Here is a 23,820-nt window from a genome sequence, read left to right on the forward strand (position 1 = left end):
CGTTACTCGATCTCGTCCTTGGTGTAGTAGCCGCTGTCGACCAGCACCTCTTCCCAGTTGGCCTCGGTCACGGGGACCGGCTCCAGCAGGTAGGAGGGCACGACCTTGACGCCGTTGTCGTAGGTCTCGGTGTCGTTGATCGGCGGCTCGCCACCTTCCAGCACGGCGTTGACCATGTCGACGGTCACGCGGGCCAGCTCGCGGGTGTCCTTGAAGATCGTCGAATACTGCTCGCCGCGCAGGATCGCCTTGACCGAGGGGATCTCGGCGTCCTGGCCCGAGACGATCGGCATCTTCATGTCGCCCGAGCCGTAGCCGACGCCCGTCAGCGAGGAGATGATCCCGATCGACAGCCCGTCATAGGGCGAGAGCACACCGTGCACCTGGTTGTCGCCGGTGTAGTTCGCGGACAGGAGGTTATCCATCCGCGCCTGCGCCACCGAGCCGTCCCAGCGGAGCGTGCCGACCGTGTCCATGCCTGTCTGGCCGGAGGGGATCTGGATGTCGCCGCTGTCGATCAGCGGCTGAAGCACCGACATCGCGCCATCGTAGAAGAAATAGGCGTTGTTGTCGTCCGGCGAGCCGCCGAAGAGCTCCACGTTCCAGGGCTTCTGGTCGGGGAAGCGTTCCTTCAGCCCGTCCACCAGCGTCGTCGCCTGCTGCACGCCCACCTTGAAGTTGTCGAAGGTCGCGTAGTAATCGACGTGCTCGCTGTCGCGGATCAGGCGGTCATAGGCCACCACCTCGATACCGGCGGCATCGGCATTGGCCAGCGCCGAGGTCAGCGTGGTGCCGTCGATGGCGGCGATCACCAGCACGTTGACGCCCTTGGTGATCATGTTCTCGATCTGGGCAAGCTGGTTCGGGATGTCGTCCTCGGCATATTGCAGGTCGGTGGCGTAGCCCGCCTCCTCGAACTGCTTCACCATGTTGTCGCCGTCCGCGATCCAGCGGGCGGAGCTCTTCGTCGGCATCGCGATGCCCACGGTCCCCTTGTCCTGGGCCGCGGCCATGCCGGCCGAAAGGGCAACGACCGCCGTCGTCGCCAGAGCGCGCTTGAATAGGTTCATCATGTCCTCCCTCGCGTCTTCCGGACCCGCGGGGCGGGCCACCGGACGCTGTTCCCTATGAAGCCGACCCGTCCAGACCGTATGGTCTCTCCCTTCGGGCGCGACTTTCGCTAGCGTTTTGCCCTGCCCTCGCATACCAATCAAATCAGTAATGAAGCGCGCAACATACCAATCGGAGCATATCAATGACCTCCAGCGTGTCCGGCGTCAGCCGGGATCACCTGATCCGGCAGGGCCTGCGCTTTTCGCAGCTCCGCCTCCTCGTGGCGCTGGAGGAAAGCGGCCAGATGTCGGGCGCGGCGGCGCAGCTCTCGATCACGCAGCCCGCGGCCTCGCGCCTGATGGCCGAGATGGAGCGTATGGTCGGCGCGCCCCTCTACACCCGCCACGCCCGCGGCGTGAGCCTGACCGAGACGGGCCAGCTTGTCGCGCGCAACGCCCGGTCGATCCTGCACCAGCTTGACCATACGCAGGCGTCGGTCATCGAGATGACGCGCGGCGCGCGCGGGCTGGTGCGGATCGGCGCGGTGACGGGGCCGGCGCTCGAGATCGTCCTGCCGGTGATCCGCGACCTGCGCGTGACCTATCCCGAGATCGAGATCACGGTGAACGTCGACACCTCGGACAAGCTGGCCGAGGAGCTTCTGGCGCAGGATCTCGACTTCTACATCGGCCGCCTGCCCGACGGGGTGGACGCCCGCGCCTTCCACATGCGCCGCATCGGGCCCGAACCCGTGGTGCTGATCGTCCGCCCGGATCATCCGCTGGCGCGGCGCGAGAGGATCGCGCTGGAGGATTGCCTGATCTACGACTGGGTGATGCAGCCGCCGGGCGGTCTGCAGCGGCGGACGGTCGAGACCTACCTGCTGGAAAACGGCTATGCCGTACCCAGGCGTATCCTCGGCACCTCGTCGCTGCTGCTGACGCTGGCGATCATCTCGGACACCAATGCGGTGGCCCCGATGGCGCGCTCGGTCGGAGAGTTCTACGCGGCGAAGGCCGCGCTCGGGGGCAACATCCGGCTGCTCGACGTGGCGCCCGACATGGCCGTCTCGCCCTATTCGCTGGTGCGGCGCGAGGCGGGCACGCTCTCGCCCCCTGCCGCGCGGGTCTTCGGTATGGTCGAACAGGCGATCCTGGACCGGGTGCCCGAAGGCGCGGCGCCGGCCGGATAGCTGCCGCCTGCCCGATCAGCGGACGACGTAGACGGAGGTCCGCGAATGGCGCACGACCCGCGCGGCGTTCGGGCCGAGCAGGTAGTCGCTGAGGTCGGGCCGGTGCGCGCCCAGCACGATCAGGTCGGCGCCGTCCTTGTCGGCCGCCATGAGGATCTCGTGATAGACCGCGCCCATGGCGACGACGTGCCGGACCTTCGCGTTCATCTCGGCCCCGAGAGCGGCTTCGCCGAAGAGGGTCAGCAGTTCCTTCGCCTTGGCGATCGACTTGGCCGAATGGCCCTCCTCGAAATAGCCGCCGACGACGCTCTTGCCGTAATCCGGCAGCACCGTGATCAGGTCGAGCTGGGCATCGTCCAGCCGGGCGAGCGCGGCGGCGCGTTCCAGGACATGGGTTTCCTCGTCCAGCCGGTTGACGTCGACCGCGCAGAGGATGGTCTCGATCATGCCGGTTCTCCTTCGGCTGAGGGCGTCTCCGCCCGGCGGTACTGAAGCAGCGCGATCAGCCCCAGAAGCAGGAGCGCCGGGATGAAGATCAGCTCCTTCGGCATCTGGTCGGCGGGCGCGCGGACGGCGGTGATCTCGACCGGTTCGTCGCCGTAGAAGTCGAAGCTGGCCAGCCGCTCCGAGACCGGGCTGCCGAACATCGGTTCATCCAGGATCATCCGGTCGCCCTCGGGCATCAGCATCAGCCCGAGCGCGTCCAGACGCTCCGCCGCATCCGCGCCCTCGGGCACCGTCAGGGCGAGCGTCAGGTCCTTCTGCTCCAGCGTGTCGAAATCGGGCCCGGTGATGATGACGCGCAGGGTGCCGCCCGCCGGCGCCTCGGCCAGCGCCTCCTCGAACTGCGCCGGGGCGTAGTCGTTGTAGGGCGGCTCGATCATGTCCATGAAGAAGCCCGGCCGGAAGAGCGCGAAGGCCACCACCAGAAGCGCCACCGTCTCCCAGATGCGGGAGCGGGTCAGGAACCAGCCCATCGTCGCCGCGGTGAAGACGAGGATGCCGACGGTCGAGACGATGAAGACGAGGATCCCTTGGGTCCATGTCACGTCGATCAGCAGGAGGTCGGTGTTGAAGATGAAGACGAAGGGCAGCGCCACGGTGCGCAGGCTGTAGAAGAAGGCCACGATCCCGGTCCGGATCGCATCCCCGCCCGAGACGGCGGCGGCGGCGAAGCTCGCGAGCCCGACGGGTGGCGTCACGTCGGCCATGATCCCGAAGTAGAAGACGAAAAGATGCACCGCGATCAGCGGCACCACGAGGCCCGATTGCGCGCCCAGCTCGACCACCACGCCCACCATGAGCGAGGAGACGACGATGTAGTTCGCCGTGGTCGGCAGCCCCATCCCGAGGATCAGCGAGAGGATCGCGACGAAGATCAGCATCAGGATCAGGTTGCCGCCGGACAGGAACTCGACGAAATCGGCCATCACCTGCCCGATGCCGGTGAGCGAGACGGTGCCCACGATGATCCCCGCCGTCGCGGTTGCCAGCGCGATGCCGATCATGTTCCGCGCGCCGTCGATCATGCCGACGATCAGGTCGATGAACCCCTCGCGGACCCGCGCGCCTATGGCGCCCTCGCCCCGGAACATCGCCTTCAGCGCCTTCTGGGTCAGCAGGATGAAGAGCAGCAGGAAGGTCGCCCAGAAGGCCGAGAGGCCGGGCGACTTGCGCTCGATCATCAGGAAATAGACCAGCACGATGATCGGCAGCAGGTAGTAGAGGCCCGACTTGTAGATCCGCGGGATGGAGGGCAGCTCGACCACCTCGGCATTCGGGTCGTCGGGTTCCAGGTCGGGCACCTGCGCGGCGATCCAGACAAGGCCCACGTAGACCAGCCCGATCAGCACCGCCAGCACCCAGGAGGCGCCCTCGGGCACCAGTGCGACGACCCAGCTCACGGGATATTGCGTGGCATAGCAGAGCGCCGCGAAGCCCATGAAGAAGAGGAACATGCCGAGGATCGTCTTCCAGATCGACGCGACCCTGTTGCCGATCGTGGGCATGCGCGTCTTCACCGCCTCGAGATGGACGATGTAGACCAGCGCGATGTAGGAGATCACCGCCGGCAGGAAGGCATGGGTGATGACCTCGACGTAGGATATGCCGACATATTCCACCATCAGGAAGGCCGCCGCGCCCATCACCGGGGGCATGATCTGGCCGTTGACCGAGGACGCGACCTCGACCGCGCCGGCCTTCTCGGCCGAGAAGCCCACGCGTTTCATCAGCGGGATGGTGAAGGTGCCCGTGGTGACCACGTTGGCGATCGAGGAGCCGGAGATCAGCCCGGTCGCGGCGGACCCCACGACGGCGGCCTTGGCCGGCCCGCCGCGCAGGTGGCCGAGCGCCCCGAAGGCCATCTTGATGAAGTAGTTGCCCGCCCCCGCCTTGTCGAGGAGCGCGCCGAAGAGGACGAAGAGGAAGACGAACTTGGTGGAGACCCCGAGCGCGATCCCGAAGACCCCCTCCGAGGTGATCCACATGTGGCTCATCGCCTTGCGGAGCGAGGCTCCGGCCCAGCGGATCTGGTCGGGCACCAGCTCGGACGCGCCGAAGAACACGTAGCCGAGGAAGATCAGCGCCAGCACGACCATCACCGGGCCGAGCGTCCGGTAGGCGGCAATGAAGAGGAAGATCAGCCCCGCCAGCGCGAAGGCCGCGTCCATGTCGTCGGCCAGCCCGCCGTTCGAGACGATCTTTTCGTAGAAGAAATAGCCGTACATGGCGAGGAAGGCGCCGCCGACGGCGAGGATCCAGTCGTACCACGGCACCCGGTCGCGCGGCGCGGACCTGAACAGCGGATAGGCCATGGCCGAGAGGAAGATCGCAAAGGCCAGGTGGATCTGGCGCGCGTTGTTGATCATGTCGCTCGGCAGCACGTAGGGCGCGACCGGCGAGGCCAGCATGACCTGGAAGATCGACCAGGCCAGCGCGACCAGCGCGATGAAGGTGCCGATGGCGCCGGACACCTGCCGCGCGCCGCTGTCGCTGGCGGAGACGAGCTCCTGAAGCTCCTGTTCGCTCAGCCCGCGTTTCTCGGTCTCGGCCATGTGTCCTCCGTCGCGGCGCTGATGGCCGGATTGATTGCTTCGGCTTTCAAAGGGTCACACCCTGTGGCGGGGGCCGGCTGGCCGCCCCCCGCCGGAGCATCGGACGGAGCGGCTTACTGGAGCCAGCCCTGCTCCTCGTAATACTTCTGCGCGCCCGGATGCAGCGGCGCCGAGAGACCGGCCGAGACCATCTCTTCCGGCTTCAGGTTGGCGAAGGCGGGGTGCAGGCCCTTGAAGTCCTCGAAATTCTCGAAGACCGAGGAGACCACCGCGTAGACCGCCTCGTCCGAGACATTCGCCGAGGTCACGAAGGTCGCGCCCACGCCGAAGGTCTGCACGTCCTCGTCATTGCCGCGGTACATGCCGCCCGGGACCGTGGCGGTCCGGTAGAACGGGTTTTCCTCGACCAGCGCGGTCACCGCGTCGTTGTCGACCGAAACGAGCACGGAATCGCAGGCGGTGGTGGCCTCCTGGATGGAGCCCGAGGGATGGCCGACGGTGTAGACCATCGCGTCGATCTGGTTGTCGCAGAGCGCCGCCGATTGTTCCGCCGCCTTCAGCTCGGTGGCGAGCGCGAAATCGTCAGTGGTCCAGCCCATCTTCTCCATCAGCACTTCCATCGTGCCACGCTGGCCGGAGCCGGGGTTGCCGATGTTCACGCGCTTGCCCTTGAGGTCCTCGAAGCTCTCGATGCCGGCATCGGCCCGGGCCACGACGGTGAAGGGCTCGGGATGGACCGAGAAGACGGACCGCAGGTCCTCGAAGGGGCCGGCGCTCTCGAAGGAGGAGGTGCCGTTATAGGCATGGTACTGCCAGTCGGACTGGGCCACGCCGAATTCCAGTTCGCCCGCGCGGATCGTCTCGAGGTTGTAGACCGAGCCGCCGGTCGATTCGACCGAGCAGCGGATCCCGTGGTCCCGGCGCCCCTTGTTCACCAGGCGGCAGATCGCGCCGCCGGTCGGGTAGTAGACCCCGGTGACACCGCCGGTGCCGATGGTGATGAACTCCTCGGCGAATGCCGCCGGTGCCATCACGGCCGCCGCGGCAAGGCCGGCCAGTCCGAGTCTGAGGTGTTTCATGGTGTGTCTCCCTTGGTCTTCATGGGGTTGGTTGAGGGACAAGGAGGTGCGGCCGGTCCGGCCGTCGGTCACCTCCCCGAGGTCGCGACTGCGCGCTGCGATGCGCGCGGCCCGGTCGGGCGCCCTGGGCCCGGCCCGCCGCGCGACCGTCGTTGGCGGGTTTCGAAAAGGAACAGCTTCGCCACGCGGGTGAAGCGGCTCCGGGGGATCGGGTCACGTCCCCGTGATCGTTCCATCAACTTCCGGTCGTGTCAAGAAACGCGCCACGCGGCCCGTCCGGCCCGGCCCTCACTCCTTGGGCTGGTCCGAGATCTGCGGCGGATCGTCGTGGATCGACCAGCCGTATTCGCTGGCCGTCGCGGGCAGTTCCTCGTCCCGCCCGGACCGAGTCAGGTAGGTCTTGGCGATGAAGTTCGCCGAGATCGGCGCGGTCAGGAAGAGGAAGAGCGAGATCAGCAGCTCGTGGAAGGTGAAATCGCCCTTGATCGCGACGAAGTAGACCATCGAGGCGACGAGCACGCCACCCACGCCGAGCGTCGACGCCTTGGTCGGCGAATGCAGCCTCTGCATGGTGTCGCGCAGCTTCAGCAGTCCGAAGGATCCGACGAAGCCGAAGACCCCGCTGACGACGAGGCAGAAGGCGACGAGGAATTCGATCAGCAGGTCCATGTCCATGTCCTCACCTCACTCGATGATGTCGCCGCGCAGGATGAAGCGGCAATAGGCGACGGTGGACACGAAGCCCACCATCGCGATCAGCATGGAGGCCTCGTAGTAGATCACCGTCTCGTTCTCGATCCCGTAGAGCACCAGCAGGGCGATCACGTTGATGACCATCGTGTCGAGCGCGAGGATGCGGTCCGCGTTGGTCGGCCCCCGCACGATACGCCAGAGATTGCAGAGCAGGCCCGCGCCGTAGCAGGCAAAGGCGAAAAGGATGGCCCATGCGATCATTGGAAGATCTCCTTCAGCCGCCGTTCGTACCGCGCCTTGATGTCGTCGCGCACGCCGTCCGGATCGTCGGTGTGCAGGCAGTGCACGAGGATGCAGCTGCCATCGGCCGAGAGCATGGCCGAGACGGTGCCGGGCGTCATGGTGATCGTGCCGGCGAGCACGGTGATCGCCTCGGGCGAGGTCAGCTCGAGCGGCACGGTCACCCAGCGGGAGCGGATGTCGGCGTTGCGCTTGAACAGGATGATCATCGCCACCTGGATGTTGGCGACGACGATGTCCCAGAGCACCACCAGCACGTATTCGATCGCCACGAAGGGATGGCTGACCTTGGGCCGGTTCGGCCAGTAGGGCCCGGTCAGGGCGGGCACGACCAGCGCGAGGATCGCGCCGAGCAGCAGGTTGCCGAGGCTGACGTGGTTGACCAGCATCAGCCAGACCAGCACCAGCGCGACGCTCAGGATCGGGTGGGGCATCAGGCGTTTGAGCATCTCAACCCTCCAGGTCCGTGCCGAGCACGGCGCCGACATAGCCCGCGCGGTCGAACAGCTGCGCCGACGTGCGTTCGAGGTATCCGGCCGCCGGTCCGGCGAGCAACGAGAGCAGCACCAGAAGAGCGAGCGCCGCCATCGAGGGCGCCAGCTCCATCGGGCGCGCGGCGGGCGGCATCGGGGCCGCGACCTCGTCCCCGGCCAGCACGGCGGCGGGCGTGGCGGTGGATTTCCAGAACAGGACCGAGCCCGCGCGGGCAAAGCCCACGATGGTGAAGAGCGAGCCCGCGAGGATCGCGGTCCAGGCCCAGGGCAGCTCGGCGGGATCGCGCATCACGTCCAGCACGAAGAGCTTGCCGAGGAACCCGCTGAGCGGCGGCATCCCCGCCATGCCGATCGCGGCGGCGAAGAAGAGCGCGGCAAAGAGCCCGTTCTGCTGCGTGACCGGCATCGCCGCGAGCCCGTCGACCTCGCGCCGCGTCACCACGAGGTCGGCGATCAGGAAGAGCGCCGCCGCCGCGAAGGTCGAATGCACGAGGTAGTAGAGCGCCGCCGTCGTCGCCTCGGGCGTGAAGGCCGAGATCGCGATCATCAGCGTGCCCATGGAGCCCACGACCGAGAAGGCGATCAGCGGCATGAGCCGGCGCGCGCCCAGCACCCCGACGGCGCCGATGGCGATCGTGACGATGGCCGCCGGGAAGAGCCAGGAGCCCGCGACGCCCTCGGTCGCCGCGATCTCGGGCCCGAAGGCGAGCGTGTGGACGCGAAGGATGGCATAGGCGCCGACCTTGGTCATGATCGCGAAGAGCGCGGCCACCGGCGCGGGTGCGTTGGCATAGGTGCCGGGCAGCCAGAACTGCACCGGGAAGAGCGCGGCCTTCACCGCGAAGACGATCATCAGGAGCATCGTCGCCACCCGGACCAGCGCCGCGTCCTCGACCGGGATCTCGGCCAGCCGCACCGCGAGATGCGCGATGTTGAGCGTGCCGGTCGTGGCATAGAGCGTGCCGAGCGCGAAGAGGAAGAGCGTGGAGCCCGCGAGGTTGATCACCACGTATTGCAGCCCCGCCTGCAGCCGCGCCTTGCCGCCCGAATGGATCATCAGCCCGTAGGAGGCGATGAGCAGCACCTCGAAGAAGACGAAGAGGTTGAAGACGTCCCCCGTCAGGAAGGCGCCGCAGATGCCCATGAGCTGGAACTGGAAGAGCGCGTGGAAATGCCGCCCCCGGTTGTCCCAGCCGGTGGCGATGGCGTGGATCAGCACGATCAGCGCCAGCAGCGAGGTCAGGAAGACCATGAGGGCCGACAGCCGGTCGAGCACGAGCACGATGCCATAGGGCGCCTCCCAATCGCCGAGCTTGTAGACATGGGTCTCGCCGCTGGTCGCGAGGATCAGCAGCCCGACCGAGATCGCGGCGAGGAAGATCGTGCCGGTGACCGAGGCGGCGCGGGCCAGCGAGATGTCGTGCCGCATGACGAAGCCGATCAGCGGCGCCAGCATGGCGGGCAGGATGACGGGGGCGATGATCCAGTGGTTCATTGCGCGCCGTCCTCCGCATCCGTCCGCGGCCCGTCGAGGTCGATCCGGTCATCGCCGGATTCGAGGTAGGACCCGAGCGCGATCATCACCAGCACCGCCGTCATCCCGAACGAGATCACGATGGCCGTCAGCACCAGCGCCTGCGGCAGCGGGTCGGTGTAGATGCCGTCCCCGTACTTGTCGAGGATCGGCGGCTCGTTCACCACCAGCCGGCCCGAGGCGAAGATGAACACGTTCACCGCATAGGACAGCAGCGCGAGCCCGACGATCACGGCGAAGGCGCGCATCCGCAGGATCAGATAGACCCCGCCCGCGGTCAGCGCCGCCACGGAGCTTGCCACGACGAGTTCCATCCTATTCCTCCTTCCGTGCCTGCGAGACCCGATCGGAAGGGTCGTAGTCCATCGGCTCGACGTTGATCGTCTCGCCCGCGTAGCGCGCGATACGCGACAGCGAGTAGAGCATCAGCATCACCGCGCCCAGCACCGTCAGGAAGACGCCCAGGTCGAAGAGCGCCGCGGTGGCGAGCTCGAATTCCTCGATCGGCGGCAGGTGCACGTAGCCGAAGGCGCTGGTCAGGAAAGGCTTGCCCGCAAGCCATGCCCCTGCCCCGGTCAGCCCGGCGATCACCACGCCGGTGCCGATCATCGCGTGGTATTCGATCCGCTGCCGCGCCTGTGTCCAGGCAAAGCCCGAGGCCATGTACTGCATCAGCAGCGCGATCGAGATGACGAGCCCCGCGACGAAGCCGCCGCCCGGTTCGTTGTGGCCGCGCAGGAATATGAAGATCCCGACCATTGCGGCGATCGGCAGCATCAGCCGGGTCGCGACCACCATCATCAGCGGGTGACGATCCTTGGAGCGGTCGGTCGAATAATCGGTGTTGCGCAGCCTGCGGCCCGCGGGCCCGGCCAGCAGCGCCTCGAGCAGCGCATAGATCGTCAGGCCGGCGATCCCCAGGACAATGATCTCGCCGTAGGTATCGTAGCCCCGGAAATCGACAAGGATCACGTTCACCACGTTGGTGCCGCCGCCCCCGGTGTAGGAATTGGCGAGGTGGTATTCCGAGATCGTTTCGACGTCGCGCAGCATGAAGGCATAGGCCAGCCCGCCGACCCCGGCCCCCGCCGCGATGGCGATCACCGCGTCGCGGAACCTCCGCCCGCCCGAGCTTTCGACCGGCGAGGTCTTGGGAATGTAGTGCAGCGCCAGCAGCAGGAGCATGATCGTCACGGTCTCGACCGAGATCTGCGTCAGCGCGAGATCCGGCGCCGAAAGGTAGACGAAGCCCACCGAGATCATCAGCCCGATGATCCCGATCACCACCAGGGTCCGGAACCTGTCGCGGTGCATCAGCACGACCGAGATCGTGGCGACGAGCAGCAGCATCCAGCCCACCCAGACGACGGGCGGGATCGGGATCATGCCGCGGGTCTGCACCGGCATGCCGCCGCCGCGCCACGCGAGGTAGCCCGAGATCACCGTGGTCACCACGAAGATCGCGAGGTAGCGGCTGATGGCGCCGTTGTGGCTCCGCTCGGAGATCGCGCGGGACAGCGCGACCGTCCCGCCGACGAGCCGGTCGAAGATCGACTTGGCCTCGGGCCGCGGGGTCGCCAGCCAGAGCCGGTCGAGCGGCGCGTGCAGCGCCAGCAGGATGATCCCGCCCAGCACCGCGATGCCGGACATCCACAATGCGGGCGTGACCCCGTGCCAGATCTTCAGGTGCGGGGCGTAGTCCAGCCCGCCGGTCACGGCATCCGCCGCCACGATGACCAGCGGCTCGACCAGCACCGGCATCACGCCGATCAGGATGACCAGCACGGCGAGGAACGCGGGAGAGGCCCACATGCCGGCGGGCGGATCATGCGGTTTCGACGGGTAATCGTCGCGCACCGGGCCGAAGAAGACATGCGCGATGAAGCGCAGCGAATAGGCGACCGACAGCAGCGCGCCCAGCGTCGCGAGCGCCGGCACGATCCACGGGTTCTGCCACCACTCGGTGTGCGAGGCCTCCTCGAGCATCATCTCCTTCGACAGGAACCCGTTGAAGAGCGGGATCCCCGCCATCGACAGCGCCGCCACCGTGCCGATCACGAAGGTGACGGGCATCAGCCGCCGCAGCCCGCCGAGCCGCTTGATGTCGCGGGTGTGCGTCTCGTGGTCGATGATCCCGGCGGTCATGAAGAGCGCCGCCTTGAAGGTCAGGTGGTTGATGATGTGGAACACCGCCGCGAGCGCCGCCGCCTCGGTGCCGAAGCCCAGAAGCATCGTCAGCAGGCCCAGGTGCGAGACCGTCGAGAAGGCCAGAAGCGCTTTCAGATCGTCCTTGAAGAGCGCGATCAGCGCGCCCAGGACCATCGTGACGAGGCCGGTGGTGGCGACGATGTAGAACCAGGCGTCGGTGCCCGACAGGACCGGCCACATGCGGGCCATCAGGAAGACGCCCGCCTTCACCATGGTGGCCGAGTGCAGGTAGGCCGAGACCGGGGTCGGCGCCGCCATCGCATGCGGCAGCCAGAAGTGGAACGGGAACTGCGCCGACTTGGTGAAGGCGCCGAGCAGGATCAGGATCAGCGCGGGCATGTACCATTCCGACGCGCGGATCGCGTCGCCCGCCTGCAGGATGTCGCTGAGGTTGAACGAACCGACGATGTTGCCGAGGATCAGCATCCCCCCGATCATCGCGAGCCCGCCGGCGCCCGTCACCGCGAGCGCCATGCGCGCGCCCTGCCGGCCCTCGGGCAGGTGCTTCCAGTAGCCGATCAGCAGGAAGGACGAAAGCGAGGTCAGCTCCCAGAAGATCAGCAGAAGCAGGATGTTGTCCGACAGCACGATGCCCAGCATCGCGCCCTGGAAGAGCAGCAGGTAGGTATAGAACTGCCCCATCGGGTCCTCGCCCGACAGGTAGAAGCGCGCGTAGAGGATGATCAGCAGCCCGACGCCGAGGATCATCCCGGCAAAGAGCAGCCCCAGCCCGTCGAGCATGAAGCTGGCCGAGAGGCCGATCTGCGGCATCCATACGAATTCGTCGTGAACCACCTCGCCGTTCATCACGCGGGGCGCGAGGATGAGCAGCATGGTCAGGGCCAGCAGAGTGGGCGCCGCCGTGAAGATCGCGCAGGCGTTGCGTCCGGCGCGGATCATGACGCCGGGCACGAGGGCTCCGATGAACGGCAATAACGCGATGATGATCAGGAAATTGCCGCCGCTCGTCATTGCCTCTCCTCTGTGTCGACTTCCGACGGAATATGCACATACCAGCCCCGGGGTGTCGAGCAAGCCGGTTTCGCAGGCTTTCGGCGCGATCGCGGAAAATCGGCGGCGCTGACGGCGCGCGAAGACCCGGTATTTTCGGGCTCCGCGCCCTCGGATCACGCCGCCCTCACACCATCGTGAAGACGCTGACGTGCCTGCGCCAATCGTCGCAGGCGCCCGGAATGATGGGGGAAACCCGCCTCTGGTCGTCCGTCGCGCGGCGGCACCTGACGGCGGCCCGGGGCGCGCGCGCGCCAGACCGTCATGCCTGCTTCGTGGTCAGGGCCCGCCGCCCGAGCACGCGCCGGGGCCCCTGCCCCTCGCAGAGGGCGGGAAATGGTGCTAGGCCGCCGTGGGTAGCCTTCCCGCGGCGCTGCCCCGGCCGCCGCCCGCATCCCGGACGCCCCTCATGCTGCGACAATTCTACGAATATTACCGCCCCTGGAAGCGGCTCTTCTGGCTGGATTTCGGCTGTGCCGTGCTCTCCGGCCTGCTGGAGCTCGCCTTCCCGCTGGCCGTCGCGGCTTTCATCGACGACCTGCTGCCCTCGGGCGACATGAGCCTGACCGTGCTCGCCGCGATCGGCCTCCTGCTGATCTATTTCGTGAACGCCGGGCTGATGACCATCGTGATCTACTGGGGCCACAAGCTGGGCATCAACATCGAGACCGAGATGCGGCGCCGTGCGTTCGAGCATCTCCAGAAGCTGTCGTTCTCGTATTTCGACCGGGTCCGGACGGGCAAGCTCGTGGCCCGCGTGACCCGCGACCTCGAAGAGATCGGCGAGGTCGCGCACCACGGGCCCGAGGACCTGTTCATCGCCGTGATGACCTTCGTGGGCGCCTTCCTCCTGATGCTCACCATCGACGCGCCGCTGGCGCTGATCACCGCGGCCATCGTGCCGGCCTGCGTCGCCATCGTCACGATCTACGGCGGGCGGATGACCCGGACGTGGCGCGCGATCTATGCGCGGGTGGCCGATTTCAACGTCCGGCTGGAAGAGAACGTCGGCGGCATGCGCGTCGTGCAGGCCTTCGCCAACGAGGACCACGAGAAGGCTCTCTTCGCCAGGGACAACGAGGGCTACCGCACCACCAAGCTGGAGGCCTACAAGGTCATGGCCGCCTCCTCGGCGCTCAATTACATGGGGATGCGGCTGATCCAGGTGGTCGTGATGGTCGTGGGCGCGGTCTTCGTGCTGAAGGGTTCGCTCACCACCGGCGGTTTCGTCGGCTTCCTGCTGCTGGTCAACGTCTTCTTCCGCCCGCTCGACAAGATCGCGGCGGTGATCGAGGTCTATCCCCGCGGCATCGCGGGCTTCCGCCGCTACCTCGACCTCATGTCGACCCGGCCCGACGTTTCCGACCGCGCGGGCGCCACGCCCGCGCCCGCGCTCAAGGGCGCGGTCGCCTTCGAGGCGGTCAACTTCACCTATGGCGGCCCCGGGCCGGTGGTCCGCGACGTCTCGCTCTCGGTCCGGCCGGGCGAGACGATGGCCTTCGTCGGCCCCTCCGGCGCGGGCAAGACGACGCTGCTGGCGCTGGTCCCGCGATTCTACGAGCCGCAATCGGGCCGCATCCTGATCGACGGGATCGACGTGGCGGACATGACGCTGCAATCGCTGCGCCGCCAGGTCGGGATCGTCAGCCAGGACGTCTTCCTCTTCGGCGGCACGCTGCGCGAGAACATCGCCTACGGCCGGCTCGGCGCCTCGGAGGCCGACATCCTCGAGGCCGCCGACCGGGCGCAGCTGACCGAGATGATCGCCGGCCTGCCCGAGGGGCTCGAGACGATCGTCGGCGAGCGCGGCGTGATGCTCTCGGGCGGCCAGAAGCAGCGGGTCGCCATCGCGCGGGCCTTCCTGAAGAACCCGCCGATCCTGATCCTCGACGAGGCGACGTCGGCCCTGGACACCGAGACGGAGCGGCTGATCCAGTCGGCGCTGGAGGATCTGTCGCGCGACCGCACCACGCTCGTCATCGCGCACCGGCTGGGCACGATCCGGGATGCCGATCGGATCGCGGTGATGGACCAGGGCCGGATCGTCGAGATGGGCACCCATGACGAGCTGCGCGAGGCCGCCGGCCGCTACGCGAGCCTCAGCGCGGCCTGAGCGCCATCGGGCGATCTTTGCGAACCGTTCTCAGCGGCATTGACTTGCGACTGATTTGCATTAACAATTTAGGGCAGCGATCAACCCCGACCCCTGGAGCCATTCATGACGCCGAAACTGACCCGGACCGCCTCTCTTGCCGCGCTGGCCGCCGTGCTCGGGACCGGCGCGCTTGCGCAGGACAAGCTGAAGGTCGTCACCACCTTCACAGTGCTCGCCGACATGGCGGCGCAGGTGGCGGGCGACGCGGCCGAGGTCGTGTCGGTCACCAAGCCGGGCGCAGAGATCCACGGCTACGCACCGACGCCGCGCGACATCGTTTCGGCCTCGGACGCGGATCTGATCCTGTGGAACGGGCTCGACCTCGAACTCTGGTTCGAGCAGTTCCTGTCGAACCTCGGCGACATCCCCTCCGTCACCCTGACCGACGGGATCGAGCCGATCTCGATCGCCGGGGGCAGCTATGAGGGCAAGCCGAACCCGCATGCCTGGATGGGGCTCGACAATGCGCTGGTCTACATCGACAATATCGAGGCCGCGCTCAGCGAACACGACCCCGACAACGCCCGGACCTATGCCGAAAATGCCGCCGCCTACAAACAGGCGCTGCGCGACACGCTCGAGCCGCTGCGCGACCGGATCATGGCGATCCCCGAGGACAGGCGCTGGCTGGTCACCTGCGAGGGCGCGTTCTCCTACCTCGCGAAGGATTTCGGGATGCAGGAACTCTACCTCTGGCCGATGAACGCCGACCAGGTCGGCACGCCCCAGCAGGTCCGCGCGGTGATCGACGGGGTGCGCGCGCATGACATTCCGGCCGTCTTCTGCGAAAGCACCGTCAGCCAGAAACCCGCCCAGCAGGTTGCGCGGGAAACCGGCGCGGCCTATGGCGGCGTGCTCTATGTCGATTCCCTGTCCGAGGCGGATGGCCCGGTGCCCAGCTACCTCGACCTTCTCACCGTCACCTCGCGGACCATCGCCGATGGGCTCGCGGGCGCCGAGTGACCCTTTCGCCAGGACCCTTTCCCAGCATGGACGCCCTTTCTCCCGACGCCCCTTCCGACCTGCGTGACGGCCTTGCCGCCCGCGACGTGACGGTCACCTACCGCAACGGCCACACGGCGCTGTGGAACGCGTCCTTCGCGATCCCGCGGGGCACGATCACCGCGCTCGTTGGGGTGAACGGCGCGGGCAAGTCGACGCTCTTCAAGGCCCTGATGGGCTTCGTCCCGGCGGCCAGGGGCGAGATCTCGATCCTCGGGCTCCCGGTCCGCGAGGCGCTGAAGAAGAACCTCGTCGCCTATGTCCCGCAGGCCGAGGAGGTCGACTGGGCTTTCCCGGTGCTGGTCGAGGACGTGGTGATGATGGGGCGCTACGGGCACATGGGCTTTCTCCGCCGTCCCTCCGCCGCGGACCGCGCGGCGGTGGATGCGGCCCTCGGCCGGGTCAGCATGCGCGACTACCGCAAGCGCCAGATCGGAGAGCTCTCGGGCGGCCAGCGCAAGCGCGTCTTCCTCGCGCGCGCGCTTGCGCAGGACGGTCAGGTGATCCTGCTGGACGAACCCTTCACCGGCGTCGACGTGCAGACCGAGGCGCAGATCATCGACCTGCTCCGCGAATTGCGCGCCGAGGGGCGGGTGATGCTGGTCTCGACCCACAACCTGGGCTCGGTGCCGGAATTCTGCGACCGCACCGTGCTCGTGAAGGGCACGGTGCTGGCCTACGGGACGACCGAGACGACCTTCACGCGCGAGAACCTGGAAGAGGCGTTCGGCGGCGTCCTGCGGCACTTCACGCTGGGCGGCGAGGCGCTGCACGACGATGCCGACGCGCGCGCCGTCACCATCTTCTCCGACGACGAACGCCCGCTCGTGCATTACGGCGACCGGCTCCAGAAGCGGGACGCGGAATGATCGCCACCCTGCTCGAGCCCTTCGCCTACGGCTACATGACCAACGCGATGTGGGTCTCGGCCCTCGTCGGCGCGGTCTGCGCCTTCCTGTCGGCCTATCTGATGCTCAAGGGCTGGTCGCTGATCGGCGACGCGCTTTCGCATTCGGTGGTGCCGGGCGTGGCCGGCGCCTACATGCTGGGCCTGCCCTTCGCCCTCGGCGCCTTCGCGGCCGGAGGGCTGGCGGCGGGCGCGATGCTGTTCCTGTCGGAACGCTCCGGGCTGAAGGTCGACGTGATCATCGGGATGATCTTCACCTCCTTCTTCGGCCTCGGCCTCTTCATGGTCTCGGTCAGCCCCGTCTCGGTCTCGATCCAGACGATCACCATGGGCAACATCCTCGCCATCACGCCCGAGGACACGATCCAGTTGGCGATCATCGGCTTCGTCTCGCTCGCCGTGCTGCTGGCGAAGTGGAAGGACCTGATGGTCACCTTCTTCGACGAGAACCACGCCCGCACCATCGGCCTGCGGCCGACGCTGCTCAAGGCCGTGTTCTTCGTCCTGCTCTCGGCCAGCGTGGTCGCGGCGATGCAGACCGTGGGCGCCTTCCTCGTGATCGCCATGGTCGTCACGCCGGGCGCGACCGCCTACCTGCTCTGCGACCGCTTCCCCCGGCTGATCGCGCTCTCGGTCGCCATCGGCGCGCTGACGAGCTTCTTCGGCGCCTACGCGAGCTACTTCCTGGACGGGGCGACCGGCGGGATCATCGTGACGCTTCAGACACTGATCTTCCTCGGGGCCTTCCTGCTGGCACCGAAACACGGGCTCCTGGCCGCGCGCCGCAAGGCCGCCGCGGCGCTCCGCGACGGACCGGGGGCCGCATGATGGAGGCGCTCGCCCTGCCCTTCCAGTTCCCGTTCATGCAGAACGCCTTCCTGATCTGCGTGATCGTCTCGGTCCCGACGGCGCTGCTGTCGTGTTTCCTCGTGCTCAAGGGCTGGGCCCTGATGGGCGACGCGGTCAGCCATGCCGTCCTGCCGGGGATCGTGCTGGCCTATATCTTCGGCTTCCCGCTCATCCTCGGCGCCTTCGCCGCCGGCATGACCTGCGCGGTGGCGACGGGCTACCTGTCGGGCAACAGCCGGGTGAAGCAGGATACCGTCATGGGCGTCGTCTTCTCGGGGATGTTCGCCGTCGGGATCGTGCTCTACGCCTCGATCTCGACCAGCATCCACCTCGACCATGTGCTCTTCGGCAACATGCTGGGTGTCGAGCGGCACGAGCTGATCACCTCCGGGGTGATCGCTTCCGTGGTCGCGGGGGCGCTGGTGATGAAGTGGAAGGACCTCCTGCTGCACGCGTTCGATCCGGCGCAGGCGCAGGCATCGGGCCTGCCGGTCGGGCTGCTGCACTACGGCCTGCTCGCCGCGCTGTCGCTGACCATCGTCGCGACGCTCTCGGCCGCGGGCCTGATCCTGGCCGTGGGCCTGCTGATCGCGCCCGGGGCCATCGCCTTCCTCGTCGCGCGGGAGTTCCGGAGCATGCTTCTCGTCTCGGTCCCGGTCTGCATGCTCGCCATGCTGGGCGGCACCTACGCCAGCTTCTACCTCGACAGCGCCCCGGCCCCGACGATCATCCTCATCCTGACCGCGCTGTTCCTGCTGGCCTTCCTGCGGCGGCAATGGCTGACACGCCGGGCGTCCCGCGCGCGGGTGGCGGCGGGGGGCGCCTAGGCGCCCGCGACGCGCGCAGCGTATCGACGGCAGGCGCCGTGCTGGTCAGGTTGAACGGTTTTTGTGGGGGCAAGTGGCGGAGAGACAGGGATTCGAACCCTGGAGACGGTTTCCCGCCTACACACTTTCCAGGCGTGCGCCTTCGACCACTCGGCCACCTCTCCGGTCCGGCCCTATTACCGCGACCCCGCGGGCAGTCGCAAGGGGGAAAAAGCGGGAAATTTCAGACCTGCGCCATCCATTGCAGCGGGACGTGGCGGAAGCCGTCGCCCTCCCGGACGAGGTGACCGACGGCCGGAAAGGGCACGTGGTAGCCCGCGTATTTCACCCCCTCGTCGGCGATCCGGCCGAGCAGGTTCATCCGGGTCTCGACCGCTCGGTCCGGGTCCATGTCGAAGGCCGCCTGCCATTCGGGATGCGCCATGAAGAGCGCGGGGTGGTTGGTCGTGTCGGAGATGAAGATCATCACCTCATCGCCCGAGCGGACCTCGAAGGCGGTGTGACCGGGCGTGTGGCCGCGGGCGTCGATGGCGATGATCCCGGGCGCGACCTCGTCGCCCCACTGGTAGTGATCGACGGCGTCACCTAGGGCGGAGAAGACACGCTCCACCCCGTCGAAGGCGCCCTGCATCGCCTCGGGGGCAGCGGCGCGGTGGTCGGGGTCGGTCCAGAAGGCCCATTCGGGCGCCGGGACGCGCACACGGGCCTTCGGGAAGACCGGATCGCCGGCCTTGTTCACCAGCCCGTTGATGTGATCGCCGTGGAAATGGGTGACGAGGACCGTGGTGACGTCCTCCGGTGCCACGCCGCAGGCGGCGAGCCCCCGGTGCAGGAAACCGGTGGTGGGCGAGCCCGTGTCGGCGAAGCCCGCGTCGATCAGGATGACCTCGTCCCCGGTGCGGACCATGACCGGCGTAAAGGTGATGGGCAGCACGTCGGGCGCCATCCGCGCGGCCTCGAGCGCCGCATTCATCTCGTCGAGCGAGGCGTTGCGGATGAAGCCCCCGGCCAGCGGCCGCAGCGCGAAGCCGTCGTTCAGGGCGGTGACGAGCATGTCGCCCACGCGGTGGTGATAGGCGCTGGCAGGCTGGGCGACGGGATCGGGCATGCGGGGCTCTCCTGAGGTCATGCCACGGATGCTAGGACCGGGCCCCGCAGCGCGCAATGCCGGGGCTCAGTCCACCAGCGAAATCCGCACCCGGCGGTTCAGCTTGCTCTTCTTTTCGATCTTTCCGAAGGCGATGCGTCCGATTTCGCCCGTCCGCTTCACATGGGTGCCGCCGCAGGGCTGGAGGTCGACCTGCTCCGCCCCCTCCCCGATCCGCACCAGACGGATCCGTCCGGCGCCGCGCGGCGGCTGCACCGACATGGTCTTCACGAGCCCCGGGTTCTGGTCCAGCTCGGCCTCGGTGATCCAGGTCTCCGAGACCTCGAGATCGCGGGCGATGAGCGCGTTCAGCGCCTCCTCGAGCGCCTGCTTGTCCTCGGGCGCCTCCGGCATGTCGAAGTCGAGCCGCCCCTGCCCTTCGGAGATCTGGCCCCCCGTCACCGGCAGCGGGATCACGACCGACAGCAGGTGCAGGGCGGTATGGACGCGCATCAGGGAATGGCGCCGCTCCCAGTCGAGATGCTGGTAGAGCTCGGTCCCCACGGGCGGCAGCGCGGCCCCCTCGGCGGGCACGAGGACGATGTCATCCCCCTCCCCCTTCACTGTGGTCACGACCTCCATCGAGCCGCCGTCCCATGTCAGGCGGCCGCTGTCGCCGGGCTGGCCCCCGGCTGTCGCGTAGAAGAGCGAGGCGTCCAGCACCACGCCGCCCCTGTCGGTGTGCGACAGGACGGTGCCGGGTGCTTCGGTCAGATAGGCATCCTCGCGGTAGAGCAATTCGGTCAACGTGCGTCTCCATCTGCGTCGTCGGGACCGGCATCGGTGTCGCTCTCGTCGAGATGCGCCTGCGAGCCGCGCTGCGCCTCGGCGACGTCGCGCAATTCGCCGGGGGTCAGCGTCTCGGTCCGGGCGGTGCCGGTCAGCGCCTCGGGATTGCGGAGCCAGAGGTCCTGCTGCGGGAACGGGATCTCGATCCCCTCCTGCGCGAAGCGTTCGGCGATCTGGTGGTTCATCTCGGTCTGGACCGCGAGCATCTGGTTGATGTCGCGCAGGATCGCCCGCACCTCGAAGTCGAGCGAGGAGGCACCGAAGCCCTTGAAGAAGACATAGGGCGGCGGGTTCAGCAGCACGATCGGCTGCGCCTCGGCGATCTCCTTGAGGATCCGTTCGACCCGGCGCGTGTCGGTGCCATAGGCCACGCCCACGGGCAGGATCAGACGGCCGACGAGGTTGCCGCGCGTCCAGTTGGTGACGGTGCCCGAGATCAGGTCCGCGTTCGGCACGATCACGTCCTGCCGGTCGAAGGTCTCGATCCGGGTGGAGCGGACGGAGATCGAGCGGACGTAGCCCATGTTGGGCCCGACCTCGATCCAGTCGCCCTCGGACACCGGGCGCTCGATCAGCAGGATGATGCCCGAGACGAAGTTCGACACGATGTTCTGCAGGCCGAAGCCGATCCCGACCGAGAGCGCGCCCGCCACGTAGCCGAGCGCCGAGAGGTCGATCCCGGCCGCCATGATGGCGATGAGCCCGGCGAAGAAGATCCCCACATAGCCCAGACCCGAGACGATGGCCGCCTGCGCGCCGGGGTCCATCTTGGTCTTGGGCAGGATCGTCGTCCGGAGCGTGCTCTGCACCAGCCGCGTGGCGAAGACGCCCAAGATCAGGACGATGATCGCCGTCAGGAAGATCGAAGGCGAGATGGTGATGTCGCCGAAGGTGAAGCCGGTGACGAACCGGTTCCACATCTCGGTGATGTCGGTCAGACGCGCGCCCCAGATGATCGCGAAGATCGGCACCGAGGCGACCATGAGCAGGAAGCCCATGAGCACCGGCACCAGCGCATCGCGCGCGCCCTCGCTGTTGCGGGTGGCCAGCACGTAGATCTCGGTCGCGACCCGCTGGAGGATGACGATCACGCCCAGAAGCTGGAGCGAGAAGATCGTCGGGAAGACGATCGCATAGCCCGCGTTGAAATAGCCGATCCCGGCCAGCAGCGGACCCACGATGGCCACGAGGATGACGAAGCGCGCCAGCAGGTGCATGAGCTGGCGCCCGAAGCTGACCGCGGCGTCGTCCTCTGACAATGCCTCGGAATGGCTCAGGATCAGGCGCGCGACGCGGAAGAGCATGACGCCTGCGACGACGATCAGCGGATAGAGCACCACGTTCAGCGAGGCGCCCGACCAATCCTCGGCCTCGCCGAATTCCTTCAGCAGGATGTAGATCCCCATGATCAGGCCGAGGAAGGTGGAGTGCACACGCCCCTCGAGCCGGGCCTGCGAACTCAGCCGCAGCGGTGGCGGCGGCACGTCGCCGATCGGGAAGATGCTGACGCCGACCCAGCGGGCCACCGCGAAGGCGATCACCGCGCCGGGGATCACCTGCAGCAGCGCGGTCAGCTTCGCGCCCGCGGCTCCGAGGATGATGATCGCGGTCAGCAGCGCGATCGTGCCGACCACCGGCAGGACGACCTGCCCGAGCGAGATCACGAAGCCTGCGATGTAGCGCTGTGCCGAACGCTCGTTGCCCAGGACCCGGAGCGTCAGCTTCTCGATCCACCAGCGCCCGCGGAGGATCAGGAGCAGGCCGACCGCGAAGAGCAGCAGCGCGATCGGCAGATGCTCCCGCACGGCGTCGCGGACTTCGGGGTCCCCGAACCTCGTCGCGGCTTCGTCCCAGAGCGCCTCGAACCCGTCGGCGAGCGAGGCGAGCGCCTCGGGCCAGTTCAGCGGGTTGAGCGGCGCGGGCCCGCGTTCCAGGAGGCGCGAGGTGGAGCGTTCGCGCAGCGTCCGGTCGATGGCCCGGATCAACGCATCGGCCCGGTTCCATGCGACCTCGGCCGCGGTGACGGGGGCCTGAAGCTCGGCCAGCTGGGCGTTCAGCGCGTCCCGCTGCTGCGCGATCTTGGGCGCCTCCTCGGTGCCGTCCTCTGGGGGCGGTCCAAGCGCCTCGATCTGCGCCTGCGTGGTCGCGATGGCCTCGGCGTTGACGCTCTGCGCGGCCTCGAACCGGTCGCGCCAGTCGACCAGCTCCTTGCGCAGCGCCTCGAGCTCTTCGTCGGTCGCGTCCCCCGAGGCTATGGTGGTCTGCGCCTCGGCCGCGAAGGTCTCCCATGCGGCATAGTCGATCTCGACCGCGTCGGCGGGCGTCGCGGCGGGCGCGGGCTGGGTGTCCTGCGCGGCGGTCCGGAGCGGCGCCGAGAGGACGAGGCTCAGCGCCAGCAGGCAGAGGCTCAGGAAGGAAGCGGCACGTGACATCGGATCAGGAGAAGACGCCCGGGATGGAACGCGGCGCCTCGGTCAGCCAGCCGGGGGTCGGCAGCCCCTTCTCGCGCAGGAACTCCGGGTTGAAGAGCTTGGACTGGTAGCGGTTGCCGTAGTCGCACAGGATCGTCACGATCGTGTGCCCCGGCCCCATCTCCTTCGCCATCCGCACCGCGCCCGCGACGTTGATGCCCGAGGAGCCGCCGAGGCAGAGCCCCTCGTCCGAGAGCAGGTCGAAGACGTAGGGCAGCGCCTCCTCGTCGGTAATCTGATAGGCGAGGTCGGGCCGGAAACCTTCGAGGTTGGCGGTGATCCGCCCCTGCCCGATGCCCTCGGTGATGGACGTGCCCTCGGGCTTCGCCTCGCCTTCCATGTAGAGGCTGTAGACGCCCGAGCCCATCGGATCGGCGAGCCCCATCTTCACGCCCCTGGGCTGAAGCGCCATGCCGATGCCCGCGAGCGTGCCGCCCGAGCCGACCGAGGCCACCACGCCGTCGACCTTGCCGTCGGTCTGCTCCCAGATCTCGGGCCCGGTGCTGTCGATATGGGCCTGCCGGTTGGCGGTGTTGTCGAACTGGTTCGCCCAGATCGCGCCATGCGGTTCGGATTTCGCGAGCTCCTGCGCCAGCCGGTCGGAATAGCGGACGTAGTTGTTCGGGTTCTTGTAGGGCGCGGCCGGCACCTGCACGAGATGCGCCCCCGCGAGCCGGAGCATGTCCTTCTTCTCCTGGCTCTGGGTCTCGGGGATGACGATGACGGTCTTGAACCCCATGGAGGCGCCGACGAGCGCGAGCCCGATGCCGGTGTTTCCGGCCGTGCCCTCGACGATGGTGCCGCCCGGCTCCAGTTCGCCCCGTTCGATCGCGTCGCGGATGATCCAGAGCGCGGCACGGTCCTTGACCGATTGCCCGGGGTTCAGGAACTCGCATTTCCCGAGGATGGTGCAGCCCGTCTCCTCGCTCGCGCGGCGCAGCTTGATGAGGGGCGTGTTGCCGACGGCCGAGGCCAGGTCCTTGGCGAATTTCATGGATCAGCTCCTCCGAATGCGTCCGCTGGTGGACGAGACTTAGACGCCGCGCGGTAGGG

20 protein-coding genes and 1 tRNA gene are annotated in these 23,820 nt (G+C 67.8%); 6 read left to right on the plus strand and 15 right to left on the minus strand.

What is annotated here, in order from left to right; genetic code table 11:
• Positions 1-2: 2 nt before the first annotated feature.
• Positions 3-1,073 carry a multiple monosaccharide ABC transporter substrate-binding protein gene (gene chvE / locus Q344_RS0105770; RefSeq protein WP_188781488.1) on the minus strand — a complete coding sequence of 357 codons (1,071 nt, stop codon included), beginning with the start codon at positions 1,071-1,073 and terminating at the stop codon, positions 3-5.
• Positions 1,074-1,255: 182 nt separating this feature from the next.
• Between chvE and Q344_RS0105775 the strand changes: the two genes are divergently transcribed.
• On the plus strand, positions 1,256-2,245 hold the full coding sequence (locus Q344_RS0105775) for a LysR family transcriptional regulator (protein ID WP_028285856.1): 990 nt from the start codon (positions 1,256-1,258) through the stop codon (positions 2,243-2,245).
• 15 nt (positions 2,246-2,260) lie between these two features.
• On the opposite strand, the gene Q344_RS0105780 is transcribed toward Q344_RS0105775, so the two are convergent.
• From Q344_RS0105780 to Q344_RS0105820, 9 genes are all read right to left on the minus strand, one after another.
• Positions 2,261-2,692: a universal stress protein gene (locus Q344_RS0105780; protein ID WP_028285857.1), complete on the minus strand. Its 432-nt coding sequence runs from the start codon at positions 2,690-2,692 to the stop codon at positions 2,261-2,263.
• A complete protein-coding gene (locus Q344_RS0105785) occupies positions 2,689-5,301 on the minus strand; it encodes a TRAP transporter permease (RefSeq protein WP_028285858.1) in 2,613 nt (870 codons plus the stop codon). The genes Q344_RS0105780 and Q344_RS0105785 overlap by 4 nt, the downstream gene beginning before the upstream one ends.
• 113 nt (positions 5,302-5,414) lie before the next feature.
• The gene (locus tag Q344_RS0105790) at positions 5,415-6,380 is read right to left on the minus strand and encodes a TAXI family TRAP transporter solute-binding subunit (RefSeq protein ID WP_028285859.1); all 966 of its coding nucleotides are present in this window, start codon (positions 6,378-6,380) and stop codon (positions 5,415-5,417) included.
• A 288-nt stretch (positions 6,381-6,668) separates the two neighbouring features.
• Positions 6,669-7,049, minus strand: coding sequence for a Na+/H+ antiporter subunit G (locus Q344_RS0105795; protein ID WP_028285860.1), 381 nt, complete (start codon positions 7,047-7,049; stop codon positions 6,669-6,671).
• 15 nt (positions 7,050-7,064) lie between these two features.
• A complete protein-coding gene (locus Q344_RS0105800; RefSeq protein ID WP_028285861.1) occupies positions 7,065-7,334 on the minus strand; it encodes a K+/H+ antiporter subunit F in 270 nt (89 codons plus the stop codon).
• Positions 7,331-7,822 carry a Na+/H+ antiporter subunit E gene (locus tag Q344_RS0105805; protein WP_028285862.1) on the minus strand — a complete coding sequence of 164 codons (492 nt, stop codon included), beginning with the start codon at positions 7,820-7,822 and terminating at the stop codon, positions 7,331-7,333. Before Q344_RS0105805 ends, Q344_RS0105800 begins: the two co-directional genes overlap by 4 nt.
• Before the next feature lies 1 nt (position 7,823).
• Entirely contained in the window at positions 7,824-9,362 is a 1,539-nt protein-coding gene (locus tag Q344_RS0105810; protein WP_028285863.1) for a monovalent cation/H+ antiporter subunit D, read from the minus strand.
• Complete coding sequence (locus Q344_RS0105815; protein ID WP_028285864.1) at positions 9,359-9,715, minus strand: Na+/H+ antiporter subunit C; 357 nt, start codon at positions 9,713-9,715, stop codon at positions 9,359-9,361. The genes Q344_RS0105810 and Q344_RS0105815 overlap by 4 nt, the downstream gene beginning before the upstream one ends.
• Position 9,716: 1 nt before the next feature.
• Entirely contained in the window at positions 9,717-12,581 is a 2,865-nt protein-coding gene (locus Q344_RS0105820) for a monovalent cation/H+ antiporter subunit A (RefSeq protein WP_028285865.1), read from the minus strand.
• Positions 12,582-13,029: 448 nt separating this feature from the next.
• On the opposite strand from Q344_RS0105820, the gene Q344_RS0105825 reads away from it, so the two are divergent.
• The 5 genes from Q344_RS0105825 (at position 13,030) to Q344_RS0105845 (ending at position 18,360) form a co-directional block, all read left to right on the plus strand.
• The gene (locus Q344_RS0105825; protein WP_028285866.1) at positions 13,030-14,733 is read left to right on the plus strand and encodes an ABC transporter ATP-binding protein; all 1,704 of its coding nucleotides are present in this window, start codon (positions 13,030-13,032) and stop codon (positions 14,731-14,733) included.
• A gap of 105 nt (positions 14,734-14,838) precedes the next feature.
• Complete coding sequence (locus Q344_RS0105830; protein WP_028285867.1) at positions 14,839-15,738, plus strand: metal ABC transporter substrate-binding protein; 900 nt, start codon at positions 14,839-14,841, stop codon at positions 15,736-15,738.
• A gap of 26 nt (positions 15,739-15,764) precedes the next feature.
• Positions 15,765-16,646, plus strand: a complete 882-nt coding sequence (locus tag Q344_RS0105835) for a manganese/iron ABC transporter ATP-binding protein (protein ID WP_028285868.1) — start codon at positions 15,765-15,767, stop codon at positions 16,644-16,646.
• Complete coding sequence (locus Q344_RS0105840) at positions 16,643-17,512, plus strand: metal ABC transporter permease (RefSeq protein ID WP_229669138.1); 870 nt, start codon at positions 16,643-16,645, stop codon at positions 17,510-17,512. The genes Q344_RS0105835 and Q344_RS0105840 overlap by 4 nt, the downstream gene beginning before the upstream one ends.
• The gene (locus Q344_RS0105845; RefSeq protein WP_028285870.1) at positions 17,509-18,360 is read left to right on the plus strand and encodes a metal ABC transporter permease; all 852 of its coding nucleotides are present in this window, start codon (positions 17,509-17,511) and stop codon (positions 18,358-18,360) included. Before Q344_RS0105840 ends, Q344_RS0105845 begins: the two co-directional genes overlap by 4 nt.
• Before the next feature lie 74 nt (positions 18,361-18,434).
• Here the strand turns inward: Q344_RS0105845 and Q344_RS0105850 are convergent.
• The 5 genes from Q344_RS0105850 to Q344_RS0105870 all read right to left on the minus strand — a co-directional run bounded on the left by Q344_RS0105850 (position 18,435) and on the right by Q344_RS0105870 (position 23,761).
• Positions 18,435-18,524, minus strand: a tRNA-Ser gene (locus Q344_RS0105850).
• A gap of 59 nt (positions 18,525-18,583) precedes the next feature.
• Positions 18,584-19,468, minus strand: a complete 885-nt coding sequence (locus Q344_RS0105855) for an MBL fold metallo-hydrolase (RefSeq protein ID WP_051630304.1) — start codon at positions 19,466-19,468, stop codon at positions 18,584-18,586.
• Positions 19,469-19,534: 66 nt separating this feature from the next.
• Positions 19,535-20,254 (minus strand): alanyl-tRNA editing protein, encoded by a 720-nt coding sequence (locus Q344_RS0105860; protein WP_028285872.1) that lies wholly within the window; start codon positions 20,252-20,254, stop codon positions 19,535-19,537.
• A complete protein-coding gene (locus tag Q344_RS23180; protein ID WP_036538370.1) occupies positions 20,251-22,728 on the minus strand; it encodes a DUF3772 domain-containing protein in 2,478 nt (825 codons plus the stop codon). The genes Q344_RS0105860 and Q344_RS23180 overlap by 4 nt, the downstream gene beginning before the upstream one ends.
• 4 nt (positions 22,729-22,732) lie before the next feature.
• Positions 22,733-23,761: a cysteine synthase A gene (locus Q344_RS0105870; RefSeq protein WP_028285873.1), complete on the minus strand. Its 1,029-nt coding sequence runs from the start codon at positions 23,759-23,761 to the stop codon at positions 22,733-22,735.
• Between the last annotated feature and the right edge of the window lie 59 nt (positions 23,762-23,820).

Source organism: Pseudooceanicola nanhaiensis DSM 18065 (genome assembly GCF_000688295.1).
GTDB lineage: Bacteria > Pseudomonadota > Alphaproteobacteria > Rhodobacterales > Rhodobacteraceae > Pseudooceanicola > Pseudooceanicola nanhaiensis.